This is a genomic window from Sphingopyxis sp., assembly GCF_040216815.1.
Lineage (GTDB): Bacteria > Pseudomonadota > Alphaproteobacteria > Sphingomonadales > Sphingomonadaceae > Sphingopyxis.
Genome location: NZ_JAVJOJ010000001.1, coordinates 102,967 through 128,600, shown reverse-complemented (window position 1 = coordinate 128,600; position 25,634 = coordinate 102,967). Strand labels below are relative to the sequence as shown.

Annotated in this window: 32 protein-coding genes; 24 read left to right on the top strand and 8 right to left on the bottom strand. The window is 65.9% G+C overall.

Annotated features, from left to right (window positions below; genetic code table 11):
* Positions 1–58: 58 nt before the first annotated feature.
* The 3 genes from ppc to RIA72_RS00660 all read right to left on the bottom strand — a co-directional run bounded on the left by ppc (position 59) and on the right by RIA72_RS00660 (position 3,873).
* Positions 59–2,737 (bottom strand): phosphoenolpyruvate carboxylase, encoded by a 2,679-nt coding sequence (gene ppc, locus RIA72_RS00670; protein ID WP_350030429.1) that lies wholly within the window; start codon positions 2,735–2,737, stop codon positions 59–61.
* Between the two features lie 63 nt (positions 2,738–2,800).
* Positions 2,801–3,223, bottom strand: a complete 423-nt coding sequence (locus tag RIA72_RS00665) for a YbaY family lipoprotein (RefSeq protein ID WP_350030428.1) — start codon at positions 3,221–3,223, stop codon at positions 2,801–2,803.
* 83 nt (positions 3,224–3,306) lie between these two features.
* Positions 3,307–3,873 carry an HNH endonuclease gene (locus RIA72_RS00660; protein ID WP_037553138.1) on the bottom strand — a complete coding sequence of 189 codons (567 nt, stop codon included), beginning with the start codon at positions 3,871–3,873 and terminating at the stop codon, positions 3,307–3,309.
* Between the two features lie 159 nt (positions 3,874–4,032).
* Here RIA72_RS00660 and gluQRS point away from each other — a divergent pair, with 159 nt between their 5' ends.
* The 8 genes from gluQRS to RIA72_RS00620 all read left to right on the top strand — a co-directional run bounded on the left by gluQRS (position 4,033) and on the right by RIA72_RS00620 (position 10,294).
* Entirely contained in the window at positions 4,033–4,896 is an 864-nt protein-coding gene (gene gluQRS / locus RIA72_RS00655; RefSeq protein ID WP_350030427.1) for a tRNA glutamyl-Q(34) synthetase GluQRS, read from the top strand.
* A gap of 9 nt (positions 4,897–4,905) precedes the next feature.
* Positions 4,906–5,133: an HIG1 domain-containing protein gene (locus RIA72_RS00650; RefSeq protein ID WP_350030426.1), complete on the top strand. Its 228-nt coding sequence runs from the start codon at positions 4,906–4,908 to the stop codon at positions 5,131–5,133.
* A 24-nt stretch (positions 5,134–5,157) separates the two neighbouring features.
* Positions 5,158–5,739 carry a cob(I)yrinic acid a,c-diamide adenosyltransferase gene (locus RIA72_RS00645; protein ID WP_350030425.1) on the top strand — a complete coding sequence of 194 codons (582 nt, stop codon included), beginning with the start codon at positions 5,158–5,160 and terminating at the stop codon, positions 5,737–5,739.
* 188 nt (positions 5,740–5,927) lie between these two features.
* On the top strand, positions 5,928–7,202 hold the full coding sequence (egtB, locus tag RIA72_RS00640) for an ergothioneine biosynthesis protein EgtB (protein WP_350030424.1): 1,275 nt from the start codon (positions 5,928–5,930) through the stop codon (positions 7,200–7,202).
* Between the two features lie 2 nt (positions 7,203–7,204).
* The gene (egtD, locus tag RIA72_RS00635) at positions 7,205–8,191 is read left to right on the top strand and encodes an L-histidine N(alpha)-methyltransferase (RefSeq protein WP_350030423.1); all 987 of its coding nucleotides are present in this window, start codon (positions 7,205–7,207) and stop codon (positions 8,189–8,191) included.
* A gap of 69 nt (positions 8,192–8,260) precedes the next feature.
* A complete protein-coding gene (locus RIA72_RS00630) occupies positions 8,261–9,127 on the top strand; it encodes a 3-hydroxyacyl-CoA dehydrogenase NAD-binding domain-containing protein (protein WP_350030422.1) in 867 nt (288 codons plus the stop codon).
* 74 nt (positions 9,128–9,201) lie between these two features.
* Positions 9,202–9,489, top strand: coding sequence for a class I SAM-dependent methyltransferase (locus tag RIA72_RS00625; RefSeq protein WP_350030421.1), 288 nt, complete (start codon positions 9,202–9,204; stop codon positions 9,487–9,489).
* 301 nt (positions 9,490–9,790) lie between these two features.
* Entirely contained in the window at positions 9,791–10,294 is a 504-nt protein-coding gene (locus RIA72_RS00620; protein WP_350030420.1) for a hypothetical protein, read from the top strand.
* A gap of 9 nt (positions 10,295–10,303) precedes the next feature.
* Here RIA72_RS00620 and RIA72_RS00615 read toward each other — a convergent pair whose 3' ends face one another.
* From RIA72_RS00615 to RIA72_RS00605, 3 genes are all read right to left on the bottom strand, one after another.
* Positions 10,304–10,621: an MliC family protein gene (locus RIA72_RS00615; protein ID WP_350030419.1), complete on the bottom strand. Its 318-nt coding sequence runs from the start codon at positions 10,619–10,621 to the stop codon at positions 10,304–10,306.
* A 12-nt stretch (positions 10,622–10,633) separates the two neighbouring features.
* Positions 10,634–11,242, bottom strand: coding sequence for a beta/gamma crystallin-related protein (locus RIA72_RS00610; protein WP_350030418.1), 609 nt, complete (start codon positions 11,240–11,242; stop codon positions 10,634–10,636).
* A 103-nt stretch (positions 11,243–11,345) separates the two neighbouring features.
* The gene (locus RIA72_RS00605; RefSeq protein WP_350030417.1) at positions 11,346–12,599 is read right to left on the bottom strand and encodes a NupC/NupG family nucleoside CNT transporter; all 1,254 of its coding nucleotides are present in this window, start codon (positions 12,597–12,599) and stop codon (positions 11,346–11,348) included.
* Positions 12,600–12,724: 125 nt separating this feature from the next.
* On the opposite strand from RIA72_RS00605, the gene RIA72_RS00600 reads away from it, so the two are divergent.
* From RIA72_RS00600 to RIA72_RS00575, 6 genes are read left to right on the top strand one after another with little or no spacing between them, the layout of a single operon-like run.
* The gene (locus RIA72_RS00600) at positions 12,725–13,402 is read left to right on the top strand and encodes a queuosine precursor transporter (protein WP_350030416.1); all 678 of its coding nucleotides are present in this window, start codon (positions 12,725–12,727) and stop codon (positions 13,400–13,402) included.
* The gene (gene argB / locus RIA72_RS00595) at positions 13,399–14,307 is read left to right on the top strand and encodes an acetylglutamate kinase (RefSeq protein WP_502957920.1); all 909 of its coding nucleotides are present in this window, start codon (positions 13,399–13,401) and stop codon (positions 14,305–14,307) included. Before RIA72_RS00600 ends, argB begins: the two co-directional genes overlap by 4 nt.
* A 45-nt stretch (positions 14,308–14,352) precedes the next feature.
* A complete protein-coding gene (locus RIA72_RS00590) occupies positions 14,353–14,652 on the top strand; it encodes a YggT family protein (protein WP_350030800.1) in 300 nt (99 codons plus the stop codon).
* A 3-nt stretch (positions 14,653–14,655) separates the two neighbouring features.
* Entirely contained in the window at positions 14,656–15,564 is a 909-nt protein-coding gene (gene folD / locus RIA72_RS00585) for a bifunctional methylenetetrahydrofolate dehydrogenase/methenyltetrahydrofolate cyclohydrolase FolD (RefSeq protein WP_350030414.1), read from the top strand.
* Positions 15,564–16,232: a hypothetical protein gene (locus RIA72_RS00580; RefSeq protein WP_350030413.1), complete on the top strand. Its 669-nt coding sequence runs from the start codon at positions 15,564–15,566 to the stop codon at positions 16,230–16,232. Before folD ends, RIA72_RS00580 begins: the two co-directional genes overlap by 1 nt.
* Entirely contained in the window at positions 16,229–16,855 is a 627-nt protein-coding gene (locus RIA72_RS00575) for a MarC family protein (RefSeq protein ID WP_350030412.1), read from the top strand. The genes RIA72_RS00580 and RIA72_RS00575 overlap by 4 nt, the downstream gene beginning before the upstream one ends.
* Positions 16,856–16,987: 132 nt before the next feature.
* Here the strand turns inward: RIA72_RS00575 and RIA72_RS00570 are convergent, their stop codons facing one another.
* Positions 16,988–17,677, bottom strand: a complete 690-nt coding sequence (locus RIA72_RS00570) for a YiaD family glycine zipper/OmpA-like lipoprotein (protein ID WP_350030411.1) — start codon at positions 17,675–17,677, stop codon at positions 16,988–16,990.
* A 220-nt stretch (positions 17,678–17,897) separates the two neighbouring features.
* Between RIA72_RS00570 and RIA72_RS00565 the strand changes: the two genes are divergently transcribed.
* From RIA72_RS00565 to RIA72_RS00520, 10 genes are all read left to right on the top strand, one after another.
* Positions 17,898–19,223: a hemolysin family protein gene (locus RIA72_RS00565; protein ID WP_350030410.1), complete on the top strand. Its 1,326-nt coding sequence runs from the start codon at positions 17,898–17,900 to the stop codon at positions 19,221–19,223.
* A gap of 91 nt (positions 19,224–19,314) precedes the next feature.
* Positions 19,315–20,019, top strand: a complete 705-nt coding sequence (ung, locus tag RIA72_RS00560; RefSeq protein ID WP_350030409.1) for a uracil-DNA glycosylase — start codon at positions 19,315–19,317, stop codon at positions 20,017–20,019.
* Positions 20,016–20,774: a sulfite exporter TauE/SafE family protein gene (locus tag RIA72_RS00555; RefSeq protein WP_350030408.1), complete on the top strand. Its 759-nt coding sequence runs from the start codon at positions 20,016–20,018 to the stop codon at positions 20,772–20,774. Before ung ends, RIA72_RS00555 begins: the two co-directional genes overlap by 4 nt.
* A complete protein-coding gene (locus tag RIA72_RS00550; RefSeq protein WP_350030407.1) occupies positions 20,771–21,229 on the top strand; it encodes a YaiI/YqxD family protein in 459 nt (152 codons plus the stop codon). Before RIA72_RS00555 ends, RIA72_RS00550 begins: the two co-directional genes overlap by 4 nt.
* A gap of 166 nt (positions 21,230–21,395) precedes the next feature.
* A complete protein-coding gene (locus RIA72_RS00545; RefSeq protein ID WP_350030406.1) occupies positions 21,396–21,581 on the top strand; it encodes a hypothetical protein in 186 nt (61 codons plus the stop codon).
* Positions 21,582–21,729: 148 nt separating this feature from the next.
* Positions 21,730–22,077, top strand: a complete 348-nt coding sequence (locus RIA72_RS00540; RefSeq protein WP_350030405.1) for an Mpo1-like protein — start codon at positions 21,730–21,732, stop codon at positions 22,075–22,077.
* A gap of 70 nt (positions 22,078–22,147) precedes the next feature.
* Positions 22,148–22,351 carry a DUF2061 domain-containing protein gene (locus RIA72_RS00535; RefSeq protein ID WP_350030404.1) on the top strand — a complete coding sequence of 68 codons (204 nt, stop codon included), beginning with the start codon at positions 22,148–22,150 and terminating at the stop codon, positions 22,349–22,351.
* A gap of 57 nt (positions 22,352–22,408) precedes the next feature.
* Positions 22,409–22,837: an OsmC family protein gene (locus RIA72_RS00530; RefSeq protein WP_350030403.1), complete on the top strand. Its 429-nt coding sequence runs from the start codon at positions 22,409–22,411 to the stop codon at positions 22,835–22,837.
* 111 nt (positions 22,838–22,948) lie between these two features.
* Positions 22,949–23,827, top strand: coding sequence for an arylamine N-acetyltransferase family protein (locus RIA72_RS00525; protein ID WP_350030402.1), 879 nt, complete (start codon positions 22,949–22,951; stop codon positions 23,825–23,827).
* 83 nt (positions 23,828–23,910) lie between these two features.
* A complete protein-coding gene (locus RIA72_RS00520) occupies positions 23,911–24,768 on the top strand; it encodes a TauD/TfdA dioxygenase family protein (protein WP_350030401.1) in 858 nt (285 codons plus the stop codon).
* Between the two features lie 286 nt (positions 24,769–25,054).
* Here the strand turns inward: RIA72_RS00520 and RIA72_RS00515 are convergent, their stop codons facing one another.
* Entirely contained in the window at positions 25,055–25,576 is a 522-nt protein-coding gene (locus RIA72_RS00515; RefSeq protein WP_350030400.1) for a 2'-5' RNA ligase family protein, read from the bottom strand.
* Positions 25,577–25,634 lie beyond the last annotated feature (58 nt).

The following is a 25,634-nucleotide window of genomic DNA, read 5'->3' as shown; positions in this document are numbered from 1 at the left end:
TCGTAACAACGCTACGGCGAGATCCCGGCTGTCGCCGGGATGACCGAACTGAAGAGCCCTACCCGCTATTCCTCAGCGCCGTCGCGATCGCGTTGATCGTCAGCTGGATGCCCTCGGCGATGCGCGGATCGGTTTCGCCCGCGCGGTGGCGCTTCATCAGCTCGATCTGCAAAAGGTTTAGCGGTTCGATATAGGGAAGCCGCAGCCGGATCGACGCCTCGAGCGCCGGATTCTTCTCCAGCAGCCGTGACTGGCCGGTGATCTTGAGAAGCCCGTCGTGCGCGCGGTGCCAGCCGTCGCGGATGCGTGCGAAGATCGCGTCGTGCCCGTCGACCTCGCGCGCCAGCTCGGCATAGCGCGCCGCGATGCCCATGTCGGACTTGGCGAGCACCATTTCCATATTGCCGAGCAGAGCGGCAAAGAAGGGCGAGCTTTGCGCCATGTCGGCGAGCAGCGCCTGATCGTCGAACGCCGCAAAGGCTTCGCCCGTGCCGTACCAGCCGGGGAGCATCGTGCGCGCCTGCGCCCAGCTGAACACCCAGGGAATCGCACGCAGATCCTCGATCGCCGTGCTCTTCTTGCGGCTCGACGGGCGCGACCCGATCTTCAGCGTCGCGATCTCGGCGATCGGCGTCATCGCGCGGAAGAAATCCTTGAACGCCGCCGTGCCATAGACAAGGTCGCGATAGGCGGCGAAGGCGGTATCCGACAGCGCGTCCATCGCGGTGGTGAAGCGCTCGCTCGCATCGCCGCCCACGCTCTCGGGCTCGAGGCTCGCTAGCAGGCTCGCCGAAACCATCGCTTCGAGGTTCGTCGCCGCGCTGTCGATCGTGCCATATTTGGCGGCGATGACCTCGCCCTGTTCGGTAATGCGGATGCGTCCCTGCACCGTCCCCGCAGGCTGCGCGCGGATCGCGGCAAAGGCGCTGCCGCCGCCGCGCCCGACCGCGCCGCCGCGGCCGTGGAACAATTGCATCGCGGTGTCGGCTTCGTCGAACACCGGGGTCAGCGCCTGCGACGCCTGATGCAATCCCCAGGTCGAGGTGAAATAGCCGCCGTCCTTGTTCGAATCGGAATAGCCGATCATCACTTCCTGATGCCCGCGCACCCCGACCTGCGGGCCGATTTCGGGCATCGCGAAATAGCGACGCATGATGTCGGGCGCGCGGCTCAAATCGTCGATCGTCTCGAACAAGGGCACGACCATCAGATTGCTGGCGCCCGCGTCGCTGCCGCTGCGCCACAGCCCGCCCTCGCGCGCAAGCACATGGACTTCGAGCAGGTCGGACAGGTCCTGCGCCATCGAAATGATCCACTGGCAGATCGCATCCTGGCCCAGCCGCGCGCGCACATCGGCGGCGGCGTGAACGATCGCGAGTTCGCCCGCGGTTTCCTCGCTCCATTCGTGCCACGGCGCGGCGAGCGGCCGGTCGCTCTGGAGCTCGGCCGTCAGCAGCGCGACGCGCGCTGCTTCGTCGAGCGCCAGATAATCGTCGCACACGCCCGCAACCTTCAGCAGCTCGGCGAGCACGCGTTCGTGCACCGCGCTGTTCTGCCGCATGTCGAGCGTCGCCAAATGGAAACCGAACACCTCGACCGCGCGGATCAGCCGTCCGAGCGCGCCGATGCCCGCAAGCTGGCCCTTGCCGCTCGCCGACAGGCCGCTGGCGATGGTGACAAGGTCGCGGCGAAAATCGGCGGGGGTGGCATAGGGATCGCCCTTCAGCGCGCCGGGGCGCGGCGGCGCCTTGCCGGTGATCGCCAGATAGGTGGCCGACAGCCGCGCATAAATGCCCGACAGCGCGCGGCGATAGGGTTCGTCGCTGCGGCTCGGCGCCGTGTCGCCGCTCGCTTCGGCCAGCTCTGCGACGGCCTCGGTCACCGGCGCGAGCGCTGACGACACCGACAGTTCGGCGCCGAGCGCGTGAACCTGGTCGATATAATGGCCGATCACCGCGGCGGCGTTGCGGCTCGTTGCCATGCGCAGCGTCTCGGCGGTGACAAAGGGGTTGCCGTCGCGGTCGCCGCCGATCCAGCTGCCGACGCGCAGGAAGGACGCGGGGCGCGTTCCGAGCTCCTTTTCCCAGCGCGCATAAAGCTTGGGCACCACGGGCAGGAAGACGTCGCGCAAATAGGTGAGCGCATTGTCGATCTCGTCGGCGACGAACAATTTTTGCGTGCGCAGCGGGCGCGTCTGCCACAGGAGAACGACCTGCCGCCGGATCGCGTCCTCGATCACGTCGCCCTCGGGCGTTTCGTCGAGTCCGGCATCGCGCATCCGCATCAGCTCGGCGACGCGGTTCTTGTGGTCGAGCACCGATTTGCGCCGCACCTCGGTCGGATGCGCGGTGAGCACCGGCGCGACGAGCGAGGCGTTCAGCAGCGCGGCGACCGCGTCGCCGTCGATCCCGTCGGCCTTCAGCTTCTGAAGCGCCGCGGCGACGGTCGCTTCGGGCTCGGCGGCGACTCCCTGCCGGTCCTCCGCCAGATTGGCGAGCATCGAAAACAGCATGAAGCCGCGCACGAAGGCGATCGTGTCGTCGAGGCTGAGCGCGTCGAGCCCCGGATCGATCGCCTCCGCCCCCGCGATGCCGCGGTGCCGGTCGACGCTCGACGAGCGGATATATTCGGTCTGGCGAAAGAGTTTGTCGCCGCCATAGGCGCGGATGACGTCGCCGAGAATCCGCCCGAGATAGCGGATGTCGGGATTCTGCGAAATCTGGATAGGTGGGCCCATGCGCCGCTTGCTGCACCTGCGAAGGCGCAGGGTCAAGCGGCGCATAGCTATGCTTGGGTTAGATCAATGCGTTTTGACCAGCATCAACATGCCCATATCGATCATGCGGCGGCCATCGAACGCAATAGTGTTGCGCGTGTCGGTGATGAACATCAACCTGCCCGACGCGTCGGTGATGCGCGCCGACACGGCATAGCTGTGCCGCGGGTCGAGCTGGCGCTGGTCGACGGTCATCGAAAAGGCGAAGGGTACCTGCCGCCCGTCGGCGGTGAACGCCTGCCGCGCGATCGTTTTCGACGGCGCGTCCATCAGGCTGACGTCGGCGAGCGTGACTTCGACCTGCGCGGTCGGCGGCAATGCGATGCGTTCGCGATAGCTGATGCTGCCGGTGACGGTTACTGGCTGTTCGGCGGGGGTGGTGGCGCAGGCGGCGAGCAGCGGCGCGGCAACTGCGCTGACGGCGAGGATGCGGGCGATGCGAACCATGGACAAGTCTCCTTTTTTGGTGGTTGGCGGCCGCGTAGTCCCATCAAGGTGAACCCATGCTGTCGCGCCTGCCCACGCGCCGTTCAGCCTTCGAGCTCGACATCCCAATAGAGCCAGTCGATCCAGCTCGTGTGCAGATAGTTGGGCGGAAAAGCGCGGCCATTGTCCTGCAATTGCCAGCTCGTCGGGCGCCACGGCTGGCGATAGAGCGGCATATGCGCCTGTTGCGGCGTGCGGCCGCCCTTCTTGAGGTTGCACGGCGCGCAGGCGGTCGCGACATTTTCCCACGTCGTGCGTCCGCCGAGACGCCGCGGCACGACATGATCGAAAGTCAGATCCTTGCCCGACCCGCAATATTGGCACGCGAAACGGTCGCGCAGAAACAGGTTGAAGCGCGTGAACGCCGGATGTTCCGACGGTTTCACATATTGGCGCAGCGCAATGACGCTGGGGATCGGCATCGTCCGCGTCGGCGAATGAATTTCGCGTTCGTAATTTTCGACGATGGTGACGCGGTCGAGGAACACCGCCTTCACCGCGGTCTGCCAGGGCCAGAGGCTCAAGGGATAATAGCTCAGCGGCGTATAGTCGGCGTTGAGAACGAGCGCCGGACAGCTATCGGGATGCCGGGCAAGATCGGGATGGAACATGGCTAAATAACGCTGCCCCCATTGCTTCACGGGATGGCGCGCCACTGCCTTCCCTGCGTGACACCATCATTACATGCCCTATCAGATTCTGCCGTCAAGGGGGCATGTGTCCGCAACATATGGAATGATTCGCTTTGACTCGGCACAGCATATAGATTCATGCGCCGAACGATGCTCACCCGCTTTGCCCCCAGCCCCACCGGCGAACTCCATCTCGGCCACGCTTACAGCGCGGTGCTCGCGCACGCCGCGGCGCGCGCCGCGGGCGGCACGTTCCGCATCCGTATCGACGACATCGACGGCAGCCGTTCGCGCGAAACCTATGTCGATGCGTCGCTTGCCGACCTTGCATGGCTCGGCATCGACTGGGACGGCGACCCAGTGCGCCAGTCGGACCGGCTTGGCGATTATGGCGCTGCACTTGAAAATTTGCGGGCGCGCGGGCTGGTCTATCCGTGCTTCTGCACCCGCGCCGACATCGCCGCGAGTTTGTCGGCGCCCCACGGACCTTCGGGTGCGATCTATCCCGGCACCTGCCGCACCCTGCCCCCCGCGACGCGCGAAAAGCGTCTGGTGGCGGAGCCGCATTGCTGGCGGCTCGACATGGCGCGCGCGGCGGCCGAGGCGGGCAAGCTTGTCTGGGAGGAGGCGGGGCAGGGGATATGCACCGCCGATCCGCAAGCGCATGGTGACATTGTGCTCGCGCGCAAGGATGCGCCCGCCAGCTATCATCTCGCCAGCACGCTCGACGATGCCGCGATGGGGGTCAGCCAGGTGATCCGCGGCGCCGACCTTGTCGCCTCGACCGATGTGCATCGGCTGCTTCAGGCGCTGTTGGGTCTCGCGACGCCGATCTATCACCATCATGCGCTCGTCTGCGGCGCCGATGGTAAAAGGCTGGCGAAGCGCGACGCCGCGGCGTCGCTCGCGGCGCTGCGGGCTGCCGGTGTCAATGGCGCCGCGCTCGCCGCCGATCTCGCCGCGGCCCGCCTTCCGGCTGGCTATTCGCTGCAAATGCCCTAAATAGGGGGCATGAACATTCTGCTTGTCCTGGGTGTCGTTGTCGCCGCCGCTCTCGTCCTGTTCGCGCTCGCGCGCGGGCTTTTCCATTTCTCGCAGGGGCACCGCGCGCAGATCGACGGCACGGTGCAGGAAAACCAGCTGATGCAGAACCGGATGATGATGGCGCGCGTCAAATGGCAGGCGATCACGATCATCCTGCTCATACTGATCGGCGTGTTCGCCGCGGGCGGTTCCTGAACCGGGTCCATCCTCGCGGATCGCATGGTCAAGCTCAATAAAATCTACACGCGCACGGGCGACCAGGGCACGACCGGGCTCGTCGACGGATCGCGTATCGCCAAATCGGCACCGCTGATGACGGCGATCGGCGACGTCGACGAAGCGAACAGCTGGGTCGGCATGGCCGCGGTCACGCTCGATACGGCAAGCGACGAAGCCGCGATGCTCGCGCGCATCCAGAACGAACTCTTCGACCTCGGCGCCGACCTCGCGACCCCGCCCGACGCCGCGCTGGGTTTCGGTCCGCACGAGATGGCGCTGCGCATCGTGCCCGGCCAGATCGCGCGGCTCGAACAGGAAATCGACGCGATGAACGCCGCGCTCGCCGCGCTCAAAAGCTTTATCCTGCCGGGCGGGAGCGAGGCCGCGGCGCGGCTTCACCTCGCGCGCGCGGTGGCGCGCCGCGCCGAACGATCGGCGGTCGCCGCCGCGGCGGAACGCGACCTCAACCCGCTCGCGCTCGCCTATCTGAACCGGCTCTCGGACCATCTTTTCGTGGCTGCGCGGTACGTCAACGCGGGCGCGGCCGGGGACATACTCTGGAAACCCGGCGCGACGCGGTAATCGCAAACATCGTCACCCCCGACTTGACCCGGGGTCCATCGCGACCTCTGCGAACCATGGTCGCCGGAGCAGGTCCGGCATGACGAAGGGGCAACCTTGTTCCCTAAATGTTCTAGACAATCCGCCGCGGCGTAACCATAATCGGCTGAACTGCGAAACCGAATCGCTCCTCGGGGGATTGTCTTCCTATGACCAGCCGCACCGATGCTTCGACCCGCTGCGACCCGGTCGCCGCGTTGACCCGGCGCTTCGCGGCGACGCGGCGTCTGTCGCTCGATCTGGCGGATAGGCTGTCCGACGCCGACGCCAGCGCGCAGTCGATGCCCGATGCCTCGCCCGCCAAATGGCATCTTGCGCATACGACATGGTTTTTCGAAACCTTCGTCCTGCGCGACCATGTGCCGGGCTATGCACTGTTCGACGACCGCTTTCCCTATCTCTTCAACAGCTATTATGAGGCGGAGGGGCCGCGCCACGCGCGCCCGCAGCGCGGCCTGTTGACGCGCCCGTCGCGGGATGAAATCCGCGAGTGGCGCGCGCACGTCGATGCCGCGGTGCAAAAGGCGCTGCCCGGCCTTTCGGCCGCAGGGGTGGGCCTCGTCGAGCTCGGCATCCACCACGAGCAACAGCATCAGGAATTGCTGCTCACCGACATCAAGCATCTCTTCGCGCAAAACCCCCTGGGCCCAGCACTGTGGTCGCACGGCCATGCAATCGCGCGTAAAGTTGCGCAGTTTTCCGCCATGAAATGGATTGAGGGCGAGGCGGGAATCGTTTCCGTCGGCCACGGTGGCGACGGCTTCGCTTTCGATTGCGAAGGCCCGCGCCACGATGTTCTGCTGGCCCGCCACGCCCTCGCCAGCCGCCCGGTGACGAACGGCGAGTGGCGCGAATTTATCGCCGACGGCGGTTATGATACGCCGTCGCTCTGGCTCAGCGATGGCTGGGCGTGGGTGCAGGCAGAGGGCGTCGATGCGCCCGGCTATTGGCGGGACGGGCAAAATTTCACCCTCGCCGGGTGGCAGGACATCGATCCCGCAGCGCCGGTGACGCATATCAGTTTTTTCGAGGCCGACGCCTTCGCCAGCTGGGCGGGGGCGCGGCTGCCGACCGAATTTGAATGGGAGGCCGCCGCCGCGGCGCTCGACCCCGACGGCGGACAGCAACTGGACGCGGCCGGGCCCGTTCAACCCGCGCCCGCGGTCGGCGACGACACCGATCTCGTGCAGATGTTCGGCGGCGTGTGGGAATGGACGGGCAGCGCCTATCGCCCCTATCCCGGTTTCCGCGCCGCGCCCGGCGCGGTCGGCGAATATAATGGCAAGTTCATGAGCGGCCAGTTCGTGCTGCGCGGCGGCAGCTGCGCGACGCCGCGCGGCCACTGCCGAGCCTCCTATCGCAATTTCTTCTATCCCCACCAGCGCTGGCAGTTCACCGGCGTCCGGTTAGCCAAGGATCTTTGACCATGGGCGTCGTGCGTCAACTTCGGCAGATTTCGGCGGATGACGCGGGGGTCGACATGGCCTTTCGCGCCGACGTCCACGCCGGCCTGTCGCAGCGGCAAAAGGCGATTCCGGCGCGCTGGTTCTACGACGCCACCGGTTCCGCGCTGTTCGAGGATATTACCGCGCTTCCCGAATATTATCCGACGCGCAGCGAAACCGACCTTCTGACGCGGCACGCGGCCGACATTGCCGGCGCGATCGGCCCCGGCCGTGCGGTGGTCGAACTCGGATCGGGAAGCTCGACCAAGACCCCGTTGCTTCTCGCCGCGATCGATCCTGCGGCCTATGTGCCCGTCGACATTTCGGGCGACTTCCTGCGCGACAGCGCCGAAGCGCTCGCGGCGCGCTTTCCGCGCCTTCCCGTCTATCCGGTCGAAGCCGATTTTACACAGAAGGTGGCGCTTCCGCGCGAAATTTGTGCGCTGCCCAAACTCGGCTTTTTCCCCGGCTCGACGATCGGGAACATGGTCGCGCGCACCGCGATCGACCTTTTGCGCGGCTGGCGCGAAACGCTCGGCGACGGATCGCTGATGCTCGTCGGTGTCGACAGGATCAAGGACATCGCCGTGCTCGAACGCGCCTATGACGATCCGGCGGGCGTGACCGCGGCGTTCAACCTCAACCTTATCGAGCGCATCAACCGCGAACTCGACGGCGATATGGCGGCCGATAATTTCACCCACCGCGCGGTTTGGAACGACACCCATGCGCGCATCGAAATGCACCTTGTCGCGACGTGCGCCATGGATTTCACCGTCGATGGCCAAAGCTATCATATGGCAAAGGGCGAGACGATCCACAGCGAGAACAGCCATAAATATGGCCCGCGCGACGCCAATCTACTGCTGCGGGCGGGCGGCTGGACGCCGATCGCGACGTGGGACGATACCGACCCTGCCTTTGCGCTGATCCTTGCCGAAGCGACCGAGTTTCGTTCCGCCCCCTGATGGCTGCTCTTGACGCGCGGGGCCGAGGCCGTAGGGCCACGGGCACTGTATGAAGCGAAGGAGCAGCATATGATCGTCGGTGTTATCGGTGCAGGGCAGATGGGCGCGGGGATCGCGCAGGTATCGGCAGGCGCGGGCCACGACGTACTGCTCGCCGACATCGACCTCGCGCGTGCCGAGGCGGGGAAGGCGGGTATCGCCAAAACCCTGGGCCGCCTCGTCGCCAAGGAGAAGATCGCGCAAGGCGACGCCGACGCGTTGCTCGCGCGGATCACCCCGGTCGCCGATCATGCCGCCTTTGCGCCCGCCGATCTGGTGATCGAGGCGGCGACCGAGCGCGAGGAGATCAAGCGCGCCATCTTCGCCAGCGTCGGCCAGCATCTGTCGGCGACCGCGATCCTTGCGTCGAACACCAGCTCGATCCCGATCACCCGTCTCGCGCAGGCGGCGCCCGATCCGGCGCGTTTCATCGGCGTCCATTTCTTCAACCCGGTGCCCGTGATGGGGCTCATCGAGCTGATCCGCGGGCTTGCGACCAGCGACGCGACGCTGGCGGCGGTCGAGGCCTATGGCCGCGGGCTCGGCAAGGAAATCGTCCACGCGAACGACGCGCCGGGCTTCATCGTCAACCGCGTGCTGATGCCGCTCATCAACGAAGCGATCTTCGCTTTGGGAGAAGGCGTCGCAACAATGCAGGACATCGACGCCGGGTGCCGCCTGGGTCTCAATCATCCTATGGGGCCGATCACGCTCGCCGACTTCATCGGCCTCGACACCTGCCTCGAAATCATCCGCGTGCTGCAATCGGGCACCGGCGATCCCAAATTCCGCCCCGCGCCGCTGCTGGTCCAATATGTCGAGGCGGGGTGGGTCGGCAAAAAGGCCGGACGCGGCTTCTACGACTGGACCGGCGCCGAGCCCGTGCCGACGCGGTGAGCGGTTACGATTCCCGGACGCTCGCATTTTATTCGGCGGAGGCGCCGGTTTATGCGGCGTCGGGGCCGTCCGGCGTGTCGCGCCATCTCGATGCGTTCCTCGATCGTCTTCCGCCGGGGGCCGATATTCTCGAGCTAGGCTGTGGCGGAGGCACCGACGCCGCGCACATGATTGCCCGCGGTTTCGCCGTGGACCCGACCGATGGAGTGGCTGCTGTGGCGGCGAAGGCGCAGGCGCGCATCGGCGTGCCGGTTCGGGTAATGCGTTTCGACGAACTTGATGGGGTCGGGTGTTATGATGCGGTTTGGGCCGCCGGCAGCTTGCTCCATGTGCCGCGCGGCGATCTGATCGAGGTGATTTGACGCATTTACAGGGCGCTACGACCCGGGGGGCTGCATTTTGCGAGCTACAAGGGTGGCGGGCGGGAAGGTCGCGACCAGGCTGGTCGCTATTTCAATTATCTCGCGCTTGCTGAAGTGGTATCCGCTTATTGAAGCGCTGGGAGCTGGGATTTGATCCAAAGCACCGAAAATATGGGCGGTGGTTATGACTGCGGGCAAGGACCGTGGGTTCAGATCACCTTGCGCCGTCCGGTTGATTCTTGACCGGAGGCAGCCGATTGTCGCCCGGTGCGTTGGACTCTGGAGACAAGAGGGAAGCAGCATGACCATGACCAAGCGCCACATCATCGCCCTTGCCGTCGCGGCGATCGGCTTCGCTGCCGCGGTGCCCGCCCAAGCGTTCCAGCAGGGGGCGCCGGAGGAATCGACGGTCGAGGGCACGGCCAATCAGGTGACCGAGCCGTTCGACGGCAAAGAGGTACCGCCGAAGCTGCTCGAAATTCAGGACGCGCCCTATTCGCTCGTCGGCCTCGGCCGGTGCGCGGCGATCATCCGCGAAATCGGCGAGCTCGACGCCGTGCTGGGGCCCGATGTCAACGAACAGGTCGACAAGAGCCGCGCCAAAAAGCGCGAGGAAACCGCCGGCCGCGTGGCGGGCACGATCGCCGGGTCGATCATTCCGTTCCGCGGCCTGATCGGCGAGGTGACGGGTGCGAACGCCGAACGGCGCCGCTATGCGCTCGCCGTCTATGCCGGGACGGTACGCCGCGGTTTCCTGAAGGGCGTCGGGCTCGAACGCGGCTGCAAAGCGCCCGCCCGGCCCTGATCGCGTTGGTCAGAGCGGCGTATAGACGACGCGGCAGCTTTCGGGCGCCGTGCGCAGGGCGGTGTTCCATGTCACCTCATTGCCCTGTCGGTGCAGCCGCGCGCCGGTCCGGTTCTCATATATCTGCCCGCTGTTGGACGGGGTCGACTTGAGCACCAATGTCCGGCCGCCGTTGACGCGGACAATGGCGCCATCGGTGACATAATCGACCTTCAGCCGTGTACCGCGGTCGCATTCATAGCTGGTGCCCGTATTGCGCGGCATCGACGAACAGCCCGCCGTCAAAAGGATCGCGGCACCGGCCGCAAGCGCGGTTGTGATTTTCATGGAGCTCCCCCCTTAATAACCCGAACGCACGCACAAGACGTCGGCGAGATAGACACGGCCGCTAACCGTTTCCATATGTTCGCGCGCCGACCCGTTCCAGCCGATCGAGCGGCACCAGCTGTCGGCGGTGCGTGCCGCGCAATTGGCGGTCGACGATCCGCTGCTGCAGGCAAGCACGCGCTGGCCATTCGTGCCCGGCTGCGTATGGAACTCGGCAAAACTGCCGCGCGCGCTCTGGCCATTGGCGGGCGGATGCGGGGTCCAGCCGCCGCCACCGGCCGGGCGGATCGACTGGATGGTCAGTCCGCGCAGGATGTTGTTCAGCATCGGCGTATCGCGGTCGACCGTCCGGCAGTTGCCCCGATAGCGCGTACGCTCGCACAATTCCCACCGGCCGCTCGCCACCCGGATCGAGTTGACGGGCCACGCCAGGCCGAGGTTCGGTTTCGCCTCGCCGATGAAAACCGCGGGACCGCGAAAGCCGGCGTCGCGATAGATGGTCGCCTCGGGCGGGCGATTCATCTTGTCGTCGGGGGGCTGGGCGTTCGAGGTGGCGAGGAAACCCGCCGCGGTTGTCGCAGCAACAGCGACAAGGATCGATAAGCGACAGGCAGATTTCATGGCAGCCTCCCCGTTTGAACGATACGATCCGGGACACTTATTTGTGTCCACGCTGTACGTCATTTTACAGGGACTTGCAAATCTTCACGGTTGTGCCGTCCGGTCAACCGACGGCTGGAACCAACCCGATCATCAACCCCGCAAGCGCCGCCGACATCAGGTTCGACAGGCTTCCCGCGAGGAGCGCTTTCAGCCCCAGCCGGGCGATCATCGGGCGCTGGTTGGGCGCCAGCCCGCCCGTCACGGCCATCTGGATCGCGATCGAGCTGAAATTGGCAAAGCCGCAAAGCGCAAAGGTCGCGATCGCCACCCCGGTCATCGACAGATCGCCCTGGACCTTGCCCAGATCGATGAAGGCGACGAACTCGTTGAGCACGACCTTGCTGCCGAACAGGCCGCCGACGATGGCGCTTTCGTCCCACGGCACGCCCATCAGCCACATCACGGGACGGAAAATGGTGCCGATCACGGCCTGGAAGGACAGGCCGTCATAGCCGAACCAGCCGCCGATTCCGGCGAGGAGCCCGTTGGCAAGCGCGACCAGCGCGACGAAGGCGAGCACCATCGCGCCGACCGCAACCGCCAGCTTGACGCCCGTTTGCGCGCCCTGCGCCGCCGCCATGATGATGTTCGCGGGCTTTTCCTCGTCGTGGCTCGCCTCGGGCATGATCACAGGCTCGACGCCAAGATCCTTGGGATCGTCGGGCATCATGATCTTTGCCATCAGGATGCCGCCCGGCGCCGACATGAAGCTGGCAGCGAGCAGATAGGGCAGCAACTGCTCGCCGATCATGCTGGCATAGGCGCCGAGGATGGTTCCCGCGACCCCCGCCATGCCGACCGTCATCACGGTGAAAAGCTGCGAGGGCGTGAGCCCCGCCAGATAAGGACGGATGACGAGCGGTGATTCGGATTGGCCGACAAAGATATTCGCCGCCGCGCCCAGGCTTTCGACCTTGGTGATGCCCGTGATTTTCTGGATCGCGCCGCCGACCCACTTGATCACCAGCTGCATGATGCCGAGATAATAGAGGATCGAGATGAGCGAAGCGAAAAAGATGATCACCGGCAGCGCCGCGATCGCAAAGCTGTTCGCGCCCATTTCGGGCGAGGCGAGCGGGCCGAAGATGAAATCGGTCCCGGCCTTGGCATAGCCGAGCAGGTTCGAGACGCCGTTCGACATCGCCTGGATCACCGCGCGGCCCCACGGCGTTCCGATCACCAGCACGGCAAAGCCCGCTTGCAGCAGGAAAGCGGGGATCACGACGCGCAGGCGAATCCAGCGGCGGTTCGATGAAAAAAGGACGGCAATCGCCAGCAAGGCGACGATGCCGGCAAGACCGATCAGGCGTTCCATATGATGTGTGCGTCCCCCGCAAGTGAATAGGCCTGTCTAGCGGGCTCTGGCGGCAGGGCAAGGGGCAGGAGCCATGCGGTGCTTCGCGGTCTTTCCACGCTGTGCAAAAGCGACTATCGGGCGGCATGACCGAACCGACCTCGGCGGCCTTGCCGCGCACGCTTTCGCCCTCGCTGTTTCTTTTTGCGATCCTTTACGGCGGCATGGTCGTGCTCGCGGGCGTGCTCGGGAACAAGCAGGTCGCGCTGGGGAGCTGGCTGGCGGTCGAGGCCGGGATCTTTGCGTTCCTGATGCTCGTTGCGCTGTCGAGCGCGGTGTCCGAACTCCACGGCCAGTCGGTCGCCAATCGCATCGTGCTCTGGGGTTTCGTGCCGCTGGTCCTGTCGATCATGCTCACCGCGCTTGTTCTTGCGCTTCCCGCATCGGGCGAAATGCAGCCCGAACGGCTGGCGGCGTTCGACATGATCCTGGGACAGAGCCCGCGCCTGATGGCAGCCGGAATCGTCGCCTATGGAACATCGCAATTCCTGAACGTCACCATCTTTTCCAAGCTGCGCGGGCGCGAGGGCGCGGGGACCGGGACGACCTGGCTCGCGATCCGCGGCGCGATCGCCAGCGCCCTCAGTCAGATCGTCGACACGCTGCTGTTCGTGACGATCGCCTTTTACGGCGTGTTCCCGATCGCCAACCTGATGGGCGGGCAGATGCTCGCCAAGGTCGCGCTGTCGGTGCTCGTCATTCCTTTCGTCATCACCGGCCTGGTCGCCCTCGGCCGCAGCCTCGATGCGAAAAACGCCGGATGATATCGATGACCGACCCTTCAAAAATGCCCGATCTGCTCGCCAAGGCGGAAACGCTTGTCGAGGCGCTGCCCTATCTGCAACGCTATGCCGGCGAAACCTTCGTGATCAAATATGGCGGTCACGCGATGGGCGACCCGGAGGCGCAGCGCGACTTTGCCGAGGATGTCGTGCTCTTGAAAGCCGTCGGCATAAACCCCGTCGTCGTCCATGGCGGCGGGCCGCAGATCGGCGCGATGCTGAAGCAACTGGGGATCGAATCAACCTTCGTCGGCGGACTGCGCGTCACCGATGCCCCCACCGCCGAGGTCGCCGAAATGGTGCTGGCGGGCAGGATCAACAAGGAAATCGTCGGCTGGATCGCCGGGCTCGGCGGGCGTGCGGTCGGCATTTCGGGCAAGGACGCCAATCTGGTCCTCGCCGAAAAGGTGAAGCGCACCCAAGCCGATCCCAATTCGGGGATCGAACGCCACGTCGATCTGGGCTTCGTCGGCGAACCCGTTGCGGTCGATCCGACGATCCTCGCCAATCTGACCAAGGATAATTTCATCCCGGTGGTGGCGCCGGTGGCGCTCGGTGCCGATGGCGCGACCTATAATATCAACGCCGACACGATGGCGGGTGCGATCGCCGGGGCGCTTGATGCCAAGCGTTTTTTCCTGCTCACCGACGTTGCCGGGGTGCTCGACAAGGCGGGCGCGCTGCTCACCGACCTCGACCGAGCAGCGATCGACGCGCTGAAGCAGGACGGCACGATCACCGGCGGCATGATCCCCAAGGTCGAAACCTGCGTCGCGGCGGTCGAGGCGGGGGTCGAGGCCGCGGTTATCCTCGACGGGCGCATTCCGCACGCGATGCTGCTCGAAATTTTCACCGCGAGGGGTGCGGGGACGCTCATTCACCGCTAAGAAGCGGGCTATCGACCATTCGGCCGGAGACCATCCTTGTATTTCATGTTTCTCGATATTCTGTCGATCCTGCTCAACATCCTGTGGTGGCTCATCATCGTCCAGGCGGTGATGTCGTGGCTGATCGCCTTCAACGTCATCAACACGCACAATGATTTCGTGGGCCAGCTTTGGCATGTGCTCGACCGGATCACCGAGCCGCTCTATCGGCCCTTTCGCCGCATCATGCCTGACTTCGGCGGTATCGACCTGACGCCGATGGTGGTGCTGATCCTGCTCATCATCCTGCAGGGCCCGGTAATGGCCTATCTTTACCGGCTCGGTATGCAGACGGGGATGGCCTGACCCATGACCGGTTCCGTCCCCGACGCCAAAGTGATCGACGGCAAGGCCTTTGCCGCGGGGCTGCGCGATCGGATTGCCGATGCGGTTCCGGCGTTCAAGGCGGCGACGGGCCGCGTGCCGGGACTTGCGGTCGTGCTTGTCGGCGACGATCCGGCGAGCGCGGTCTATGTGGGGTCGAAGGGCAAGGCGACGGTCGCGGCGGGCATGGCGAGCTTCGAGCACCGCTTGCCCGCCAGTGCGACGCAGGATGAGGTCGAGGCGCTGCTGCGCCGGCTCAATGCCGACGCGGCGGTCGACGGCATCCTGCTCCAACTGCCGCTCCCCGGCCATCTCGACGAGCAGGCGGCCGTGGCGACGATCGACCCCGAAAAGGATGTCGACGGGCTGACCCCAGTGAGCGCAGGGCGCCTTGCGCTGGGCATTGCCGGCATGGTCCCTTGCACCCCCTATGGCTGCCTGCTGTTGCTCCAGGACCGGCTCGGCGATCTGTCGGGCAAGGATGCAATCGTCGTCGGGCGTTCGATCCTGGTGGGCAAGCCGATGGGGCAGTTGCTGCTCGGCGCGAACTGCACCGTGACGATGGCGCACAGCCGGACAAGGGATCTGCCCGCGCTTGTACGCCGCGCCGACATCGTGGTGGCGGCAGTCGGCCGCGCCGAGATGGTGAAGGCCGACTGGATCAAGCCCGGCGCGATCGTGATCGACGTCGGGATCAACCGCCTGCCGCCTGCTGAAGGTGCGGCGAAGGGGCGGTTGGTCGGCGACGTCGACTATGCCGGGGTGGCGGACGTGGCCGATGCGATCACCCCGGTTCCGGGCGGGGTCGGACCGATGACGATCGCCTGCCTGCTGCGCAATACGCTGGTCGCCGCGCATCGCCGCGCGGGGTTGGCCGATCCGGAGGGATTTTGATGCGCCGGTTGCTTGCCGCGACGCTCGGTCTGGCGCTCGCCGGTTGTGCGGGGCCGCCCGGCGAGCTTCGCAACCGTCCGCTCGCCGTCAACCCCAGCGCCTTCATCGCCGCCGAAATCGCCTTTGCCCGGCTTGCGCAGGAAAAGGGGCAATGGACCGCGTTTCGCGAAACGGCGCATCCCGATGCCGTGATGTTTGTGCCCGGACGGGTGAAGGCGCGCGATTGGCTGAAGACGCGGGCCGATCCCGCCGAAGCGGTCAAGTGGCAGCCGCACGCCGTTTATGTCAGTTGCGACGGCAATGCCGGCGCGACGACCGGCGCGTGGCAGAAGGGACCGGCGAACGGCTATTTCACGACGGTCTGGCTGCGCGATGACAAGGGCCGGATCAGCTGGGTGCTCGACCATGGCGATACGCTGGTCGATCCGCGCCCCGCGCCCGATTTCATCGCATCGAAACTGGCCGTATGTGGATCGCGGCCCGCCGTATCGATCGATGCCGAGGGCGAGGACGAAGATATGGCGGTCAGCCTCGCGCCCGACCAGACGCTCAGTTGGACTTCGATCGTGCGCACCGACGGGTCGCGCCGCATCGCCGTCCGCTTGTGGGATGGCAAGGAAATGGCGACCGTCATCGACGACCGGGTCGCCGCGCCCAAACGGCCATGATCGACCTCTTCATCTCGGCCTTCGTCACGCTTTTCGTCGTGATCGACCCGCCGGGCTGCGCGCCGATCTATGCCAGCCTGACGAGCGGCGCGAGCGCGCAGCAACGCCGGTCGATGGCGATCCGCGCGATCGTCATCGCCGGGGCGATCCTGGTCTTTTTCGCGATGTTCGGCGAGGCGCTGCTGGGTTTCCTGCACATCGACCTCGACAGTTTTCGCATCGCGGGCGGCATCATGCTGTTCATCATCGCCATCGACATGGTGTTTGAGAAACGCACCGAGCGGCGCGAACAGCGGGCCGAGAAGATCAAGGCAACCCCGGAAGTCGAGGATGTGTCGGTGTTCCCGATGGCGATGCCGATGCTGGCCGGGCCGGGGTCGATCGCCTCGGTCATGCTGCTCGTGTCGCAGAACAACGGGCTCGACCGGGCCTTTGTCATCTTTGGCGCGCTGCTGCTCGTCCTTCTGCTGACGCTCGCCGCCCTGCTTGCGGCGGGGCCGCTGATGCGGCTCATCGGCCACAAGGGCGAGGCCGTGATCACGCGCTTGCTCGGCGTGCTGCTCGCCGCGCTCGCCGCGCAATTCGTGATCGACGGGGTGAAGGCGAGTTTCAATCTCGCTTGATCGGCTTTCCGCTTTGCGGAAAGCGGCTGCACCGGCCCGCTCCCCCTCCCGGCCTCCCCGACGATCGTAACCTGGGGAGGCCGGGAGGGGGAGCGGGCCGATGCCGCTTCCGGCGTCAGCCGGAAAGGAGTGTTACCCAGCCGCGTTCACGTCATTCTGCGTTACCGGGGCAATGCGGATTTCGACGCGGCGGTTGCACTGATAATCGGCCTCGCTCCGTTCGGGCGCGCATTTCAGCTGCGATTCGCCGTAACCGAGCGTCGCCATGCGTGCGCGCTGGATACCGCGCCCCGCCAGATAATCGGCGACCGATGACGCCCGGCGTTCGGACAGGCCCTGATTATAGCTGTCGCTGCCGGTCGAATCGGTGTGGCCATAAACGTCGATATAGGTGCTTGGATATTCGGCGAGCGTCGAGGCGACATTGTCGAGCGCGCTGCGGAACTGCGATTTCACCATCGCGCTGTTGTGATCGAAGGTGACGTCGCCTGGCATGTTGAGGACAAGTTGATCGCCCTGCCGTTCGACGTCGATGCCCGTGCCGGCCGTGCGTTCGCGCAGCTTCTTTTCCTGCTGGTCCATATAATAGCCGACGCCCGCGCCGGCGACCGCGCCGATACCCGCACCGACGATTTTTTCGGTGCGGTCGCTGCGGCCGCCGATCAGGTCGCCGAGCAGATAGCCGCCGACCGCGCCGCCGATGCCGCCGATCGCGGCCTTCGAAATCTTGCGTTCACCCGTCTCCGGGTCGGTGACGCAGCCGGTCAGGGCAATCGCGCCGAGGCCGGTCAGAAGTGCGAGCTTGGTTGTCCTGCTTTTCATCATGTCGCTCCCTTATTTGGGCGGATGCCGCTGGTCTGCTGCACGCCGCCGGTACCTGCCGATAACATATGGCTGGCGATCTGGTTCCAGAATTTGACTGAATGGCGGCTGAGCCGACCGTTCAGCGGTGCGCCATTGTGCAATGTCGTGCCTTTCGCCTATAGGGGGGCATGACCGAAGCCGACAGGGGCCGGGCGCCGACGCGCCGCGCCGCCGCCCGATGACCCCTTTTCCCTGGTCCGATGTCGCGATCATCGCGATTCTCATCCTCTTCAACGGCGTGTTCGCCATGTCCGAACTGGCGATCGTTTCGGCCCGGCAGCCACGATTGCAGGCGGCCGAGAAGCGCGGTAGCCGCGGCGCCAAGATCGCGCGGCAGCTCGCGTCCGACCCCGGCAGGTTCCTGTCGACGGTCCAGGTCGGCATTACGTTGATCGGCGTGCTGACCGGCGCCTATTCGGGCGCCAGCCTGGGCCAGCCGGTCGCCGACCGCCTCGCCGCCTGGCTGGGGCTCGACCCCGAAACGGCCGAGGCTGCGGGTTTTGCCGCGGTGATTGCGCTCACCACCTATGTTTCGCTGATAGCGGGCGAGCTGGTTCCCAAACAATTCGCGCTCCGTGCGCCGGAGCCGATCGCGATCCTCGTCGCGGGGCCGATGTACTGGCTGTCGCGCGTCGCCGCGCCGCTCGTCTGGGTGCTCGACAATAGTTCGGGTCTGGTGTTCCGCCTGCTCGGCCTCAAGCGCGAATCAGAAGAGCGGGTGACGGCCGAGGAGCTGCATCTGATCGTCGCCGAAGCGTCGAAATCGGGCGTAATCGAGGAAAGCGAACGCGCGATCATTTCGGGCGTCGTGCGCCTCGCCGACCGCCCGGTGCGCGAGGTGATGACGCCGCGCAAGGACGTCGACTGGATCGATATTTCGCTCGACGCGCGCGCGCTGCGCGACAAGCTGCTCGAAACGCCGCACAGCCGCCTGCCGGTCGCGCGCGGGTCGGTCGACGAGATTGCGGGGGTCGTGCAGGCGCGCGACATCGCCGCGGCGCTGTTCGCCGGGCAGACGCTCGATCTTGAACAGCTGATGCGTCCCGCCAGGGTCATCCACGATCAGCTCGACGCGATGGACGCGCTCGAATCGTTGCGCGCGGCCGAAGTTCCGATGCTGCTCGTCCACGACGAATATGGCCATTTCGATGGATTGGTGACGCCGGCGGATCTTTTGTCGGCTATCGCCGGGGAATTTGCATCGGACCAGGACATTGGCAGCGAACCCTTTGTCGTCGAGCGCAGCGACGGCAGCTTGCTGATCGCGGGCTCGATGCCCGCCGACCAGATGGCCGAGCGGCTGGGGATCGAGCTCGACGACGACCGCGATTATGCCACTGCGGCGGGGCACGCGCTCGCGATCCTGAAGCATCTGCCCGAGGAAGGCGAAAGCTTCACCGACAAGGGCTGGAAGTTCGAGATTGTCGACATGGACGGGCGCAAGATCGACAAGCTGCTCGTTACCGAAGTGGGCAAGCCAAAGGGCGGCTCCGATCCCTCGTGATCGTCGCGCCACGTTCGGCGAAGAAGGGCGAGGGCCGACATCCGCGGAACAAGGCTGGACAAGCGCGCATCGCTCTGGTGAAGCGCGGGGCATGGCGGAGGTCAAACTGCATCCCGACTGGCTCGCGGCGATCGGCGGCGAGTTCGAGCAGCCCTATATGGCGGCGCTCCGGCAATTTCTCGTCGAAGAGCGTGCGAAAGGAAAGGCGATCTTTCCGCGGCCGCGCGACTGGTTTGCGGCGCTCGATGCGACGCCGCCGGACGCGGTGCGCGTGGTGATCTTGGGACAGGATCCTTATCACGGGCCGGGACAGGCGCACGGCCTCTGCTTTTCGGTCCAGCCGGGCGTGCGGACGCCGCCGGGCCTGGTCAACATCTATAAGGAAATGCGCAGCGACCTCGGCATTGCACCGGCCCCGCACGGCCATCTGGCGCATTGGGCGCGGCAGGGGGTGCTGCTGCTCAACAATTGTCTGACGGTCGAAAGCGGCCTCGCGGCATCGCATCAGGGCAAGGGGTGGGAAAGGTTCACCGACGCAGTGGTCGCGGTGGTCGCCGCCGATCCGGCACCCAAGGTCTTCATCCTGTGGGGCAGCCACGCGCAAAAAAAGGCGGCGAATGTTGCCGGGCTGGGCGCGGGCAGCCCGCATCTGGTTCTGCGCGCGCCGCACCCTTCGCCGCTGTCGGCGCATAACGGCTTTTTCGGATCGCGCCCGTTCAGCCAGACCAATGACTTCCTTGCCGCGCGCGGGCGCGGGACGATCGACTGGCGCCTGCCGGACCAGCCCGACGCATGAGCCTGCTCGCCGACCCGTTGACGCTGGCGGTGCTGATCGCCGCGGTCGTTCTGCTCGGCATGGCGAAGGGCGGCCTTGCGGGCGTCGGCGCGCTCGCGACGCCGCTTGCTGCATTGGTGCTGCCGCCTGCGACCGCGGCGGCGCTGCTGCTGCCGATCCTGATCGTACAGGATGTGATCAGCGTCTGGGCGTTTCGCAAGACGTGGAACGGCTGGATCATCGGCTGGATGCTGCCCGGCGCGGCGGTCGGCGTCGCGGCGGGCTATGCCTATGCCGAGCGCGTGAACGAGGCGCAGCTGATGGCGGCGCTCGGCGCGATCACGCTGGCGTTCGGACTTTATCGGCTGTGGGTCGAGCGCGGCGGGCGGATCGTCGCGCCATCGCGCTCGCCGGGCTGGGTCGGCACGATCTTTGGCGCGATCATGGGCTTGACCAGCCAGATCGCGCACGCGGGCGGCCCGCCCTTCCAGATGTGGGTGACGCCGCGCAAGCTGCCGCACCTGACGTTCATCGGGACGAGCGCGATCCTCTTTGCGCTGGTCAACTGGATGAAGGTGCCCGCCTATCTCGCGCTTGGCGCCTTTCCGCACGACGTTGTCGTGGCCGCATTGCTGCTGATGCCGCTGGCGGTCGTTTCGACCCTGCTGACGGTACGCTGGATGAAACGGATACAGCCGGAGCGCTTCTATCTGCTCATCTATCTGCTGATGGTGTTGCTTGGCGCGAAGCTCCTCTGGGACGGCCTGGCCGGATGAGCGGCGTTCGTATCCTCGTTGACGCCGACGCCTGCCCGGTAAAGGAGGAAATCTACCGCGTGGCGTGGCGGTACGGGGTTGAGGTGAAGGTCGTGAGCAACAGCCGGCTGCGCGTGCCCGATCATCCGCTGGTCGAGCGGGTGGTTGTGACGGACGGGTTCGACGCCGCCGACGACTGGATCGCCGAGGCGGCCGATGCAAAGAGTATCGTTATCACCGCCGACATCTTGCTCGCCGACCGCGCATTGAAAGCCGGGGCGAGCGTGCTTGGCCCCAACGGCAAGCCCTTTACCATGGCGTCGATCGGCGGTGCGATCGCGACGCGCGCGATCATGGCCGATCTGCGCGCCGGGATGGACGGACGGACCGGCGGGCCGCCGCCCTTTTCAAAGGCCGACCGATCGCGATTCTTACAGGCGCTCGACGCGGCGCTCGTCCGGATCAAGCGCGGATAGAATTTTTCTTTCCTTTCATTTCAAGTCTTTGTGAAATTTATTTGGCCGAGTGACGGCGATCACCGCCGGGCGTGGCGCCACGCGGCATACGTCAGGTCATCGGGAACGACCCGAACGACATTCGACGATTTGAACCGACCTTGACCGATCCGAAAGGGAAATGACGATGACCAAGAAACTGTTTTTTGCCCCCGCCCTCGCGTTCGCCATCCTCGCTTCGGCGACCCCCGCGATGGCGCAGTCGGCGCAGCCCGCGCAGGGCAGCATGACGGTGACGTCGAACCCGGTGCAGATCCTGATCGGCCTGCTCCTGCCCGCCGTGCAGAAGGTCCGCGAAGCCGCGGCGCGCTGAACCCGCATCTCCCCTCCCGGCCGGCCCACTCGGCCGGGCCGGACCACAGCCCTCCCGCCCCTGCGACCCTGGCGGGAGGGCTGACGAGTCGGGCGGGGTGCAGACGATGCGTCTTGACCGCGTTCGGCCGACCGCGCATCCTTTGCCCATGACCCGGCGCTATACCAGCTTCGCCGATTTCTGGCGCTTTTACCTGCGCGAGCATAGCAAGGCGTCGACGCGCGCGCTGCATTATGTCGGGACGAGCCTGGTCTTGCTGATCGCGATCGTCGCGGCGCTGAGCGGGCGTTGGCTATGGCTGGCCGCGTTGCCCGTCGCGGGCTATTTCTTTGCCTGGATCGCGCATTTCTGGATCGAGAAGAACCGGCCGGCGACCTTCACCTATCCGCTGTGGAGCCTTGCTGCCGACTTTCGGATGTGGGGATTGTGGCTCATCGGGCGGCTTGGCCCCGAACTCGACCGCGCAGGGGTCGCGCGCCAAAATCGATCAGAGTGAGCGAAAGCCTCCGCTGGCGATTATTGCGAATCATTCTTATCTTGATGGCATTGTTCTCTGGAGACACGCGATGCCTGTCGACCTGTTGAAGACGCTCACCTATCTGGCGCTGCACCTGACGATCGGGTTCGGAGTCGCTTATGCGCTGACCGGATCGGTCGCGCTCGCTGGTGGCATCGCGATCGTCGAACCCTGCATCAATGCCGTCGCCTTCTTCTTCCATGAAAAGGCGTGGCAGCGCGCCAGGACAGGGCGTAAGCTGACCGCTGCCTGAAGAGGCCAGGCCCCTCATCGCCCGGCCATCCCGTCGATCAACCAAGGAGACATTGCCATGACCGTGAACCGCGCATCCGCCCGTTACGAGGGCTTTGGCAAGGATGGCAAGGGAAGGATCACGACCAAATCGGGGGTACTCGACGCCCAGCCCTATGGTTTCGGGACGCGGTTCGAGGGCCAGCCGGGGACGAACCCGGAGGAACTGATTGCCGCGGCGCATGCGGCGTGCTTCACCATGGCGCTGTCGTTCGGTCTCGCGCGTGCGGGCTATTCGGGCGACACGCTGGAGACGAGCGCGGCGGTCACGCTGGAACAACAGGACGGCGGCTTTGCGATCACCAGATCGGCGCTGACGCTGACCGCAAAAGTGCCGGGGATCGGCGCCGACGAGTTTGCGAGGCTAGCCGAGGAGGCCGAGAAGAATTGCCCGGTGTCGAAGCTGCTCGACTGCGAAATCACGCTCGAACATCGGCTGGAGGTCTAGGTCGCGTATCGGCGCGGCGCGGACGGCCGGCTCGGTTCTCTTTTCGATTTGACCTCAACTGCGCTTCAGCTTTCATAAGGGGTCCATTGATTCGCCAATGGAGTTCCGATCATGCTGCACCAGGCCGCCGCCACCCCGCCCGATGGCGATCCCGTCGATGCTGACGCGACCGCCCGCGCTTTCCTGCCGCGCTATCTTGCGCGGATCGGCTATCGCGGTGCGCTGACGCCGACGCTCGACGTCCTCGCGGCGCTGCAGGCGGCGCATATCGCGGCGATCCCGTTCGAGGCGATGGACGCGCTGACCGGCGCGGGGGTCGACATTGGGGTCGACGCCATCGACGCCAAGCTGATCGGTCGGCGGCGCGGCGGCTATTGTTTTGAACAGAACTGCCTGTTCCTGCGCGCGCTGCATGGGATCGGGTTCGAGGCCGAGGGGCTGATCGGCCGGGTGCGCTGGATGCTGGGCGACGATGCCCCGCCGACGCCGCGCTCGCACATGGTGCTGCGCGTGCGGATCGACGGCCGGGCGTGGCTGGCCGACGTCGGCTTTGGCGCCACGGTGCCGCCCCAGCCGCTGGCAATGGACGATGAATCGCCGCAGCCCACGCGCCACGAAAGCTATCGCGTCGTCCGCCATGGCGCCGAATGGCAGGTCGCAGCCCTGGTCGCGGGCGAGTGGCGCACGCTCTACCGCATCGAGGATGCGCCCCCACCGGCGATAGATTATGAGGTCGGCAATTGGTACACCTCGACCCATCCCGACTCGCATTTCCGCCATCAGCTGATCGCCGCGCGCACGACGGCAGAGGCGCGCTATGGCCTGCGCGACAACCGGTTAACGACGCGGCTGGCCGACGGACGCATCGACCGGCGTTACCTGACCGCCGACGAGATCGAGCGCTCGCTGTCGCAGATTTTCCTGCTGCCCGTCGCGCGCCACTGGCGCCCGGCGATCGAGCGCGCCGCAACCGCCGAGATCGACGGATAGGCCGATTGTCCATCGTCGCGGCTTGACTCGCGCCTCCCGCCGCCGTCTCATGCGCTCAAAGAAAAGCATGAGGAGCGGATGCCATGACCCTTGCCGTGCCGCAGCGCGTTTTCGAACGGCTGAAGGTTGAGCCCATTACGCCGTCGATCGGCGCGGAAATATCGGGAATCGACCTCCGCGAAGATCAGGACGACGCGGTTATCGCCGAAATCCGATCCGCGCTGCTGGCGCACAAGGTCGTCTTTTTCCGCGATCAGTTCATCGGCGCAGAGCAGCATATCGCCTTTGCCCGGCGCTTCGGGACGCTCGAAATCCACCCCGCGACGCCAAAAGACCAGCCGAACCCCGAAGTCCTGCATATCGCGCACGGCCCCGAATCGAAGGGGAAGGAGAATTTCTGGCATTCGGACGTCACCTGGCGCGCCGAACCGTCGCTGGGGTCGATCCTGCGCGCGGTCGAGGTGCCCCCGGTCGGCGGCGACACGTTGTTCGCCGACATGGGCGCGGCGTTCCGCAGCCTGTCGCCCGCGATGCAGGAATGGTGCCGATCGCTCGTTGCGGTCCACGACATCGCGCGCGTCTTTGCCAAACGGCTGGGCAAGGAGGCCGAGGAACTGCACGCCAAATATCCGCCGCAGCGGCACCCCGTCGTGCGCACCCACCCCGAAACGGGCGAGCAGGCGCTGTACGTCAACACCGCCTTCACCAGCCACATCGAAGGGCTGTCGGCGAAAGAGAGCGAAGCGCTGCTCCGGCATCTCTATGCCGCGGCGGCGGTTCCCGAAATCCAGTGCCGCTTTCGCTGGCGCGCGGGGTCGATCGCCTTTTGGGACAATCGCGCCGCGCAACATTATGCGGCGTCGGACTATTTCCCCGCGGTGCGCCGCATGGAGCGCGTGACGATCGCGGGCGACCGGCCCTTTTACAAGGACGAGCGCTGACCGCCGCGCCGCCGCGCGGCGCCCGCGTCCAAAGTTCAGCAAAGGTCAGCCCAATGGCGATCCCCTGCCGGGCCGTTGCGGGCGGATGGGCGCGAAGGGAGGGTTGCTGCGCATCGGCCGGTTTGAAGCATGGCGGACGAATGTAGGAAAGCCTTTTTCGCAGGGCGGGGGGGGGCGGTTGCGGCGTCAGGCCGCGCTGGCGAGATGGGGGCGCAGGCCGATATATTGTCGTTTATATATGGGGTGGGCACGCGAAGGCACGAAGGCGCGAAGGATCGGCGGCCTTTCAGCCTCCGGCGGACACGCCGGCACGCAGCGGCCAGCGGCCATGTTCGACATGGGTGGTCCGACCCACGATGCTTTCGGTGAGGATGATTTCATCGACCGTCCAGCCGATCGGCGGGATTTTCTGCGAGCCCAGCCGGTCGCCGCGATAGTTGATCGTGATATGCGGTTCGGGGGTGGTGCCGTCCATGATCGGCGCCTTTTCGCGCAGCAGATGGTCGACCAGCGCCTTCTGGAACCCCCGCGCCTCGGCCAGCGGCTCGCGCGTGCGCAAAGTCACCGCCTTGCGGTTCTCGATCCGGTCGAAGCGCAGCGGAAAGGGCGCCGCGGCGAAGCCGTCCAGCGCGGCGATGGTCGCGGGCAGCCACTCGGGCGGCGCATAATGCAGATCGTAGAGCGAGATGAGCGTGACATGGAGCAGGTCGGGACCGCGCCCGGGATCGTTGCGCGGCAGCGCGGCGATCGCCGCCTGCACCTCGGGCGGCGGCTTGGCCATGACGTAGAGGGGGTTCCGGGCGCGCATGGGTGGGAGTGTAGCATGGGGTCGAGTGGGGCTGAATGGTCGGCAGTCGATTTGACGG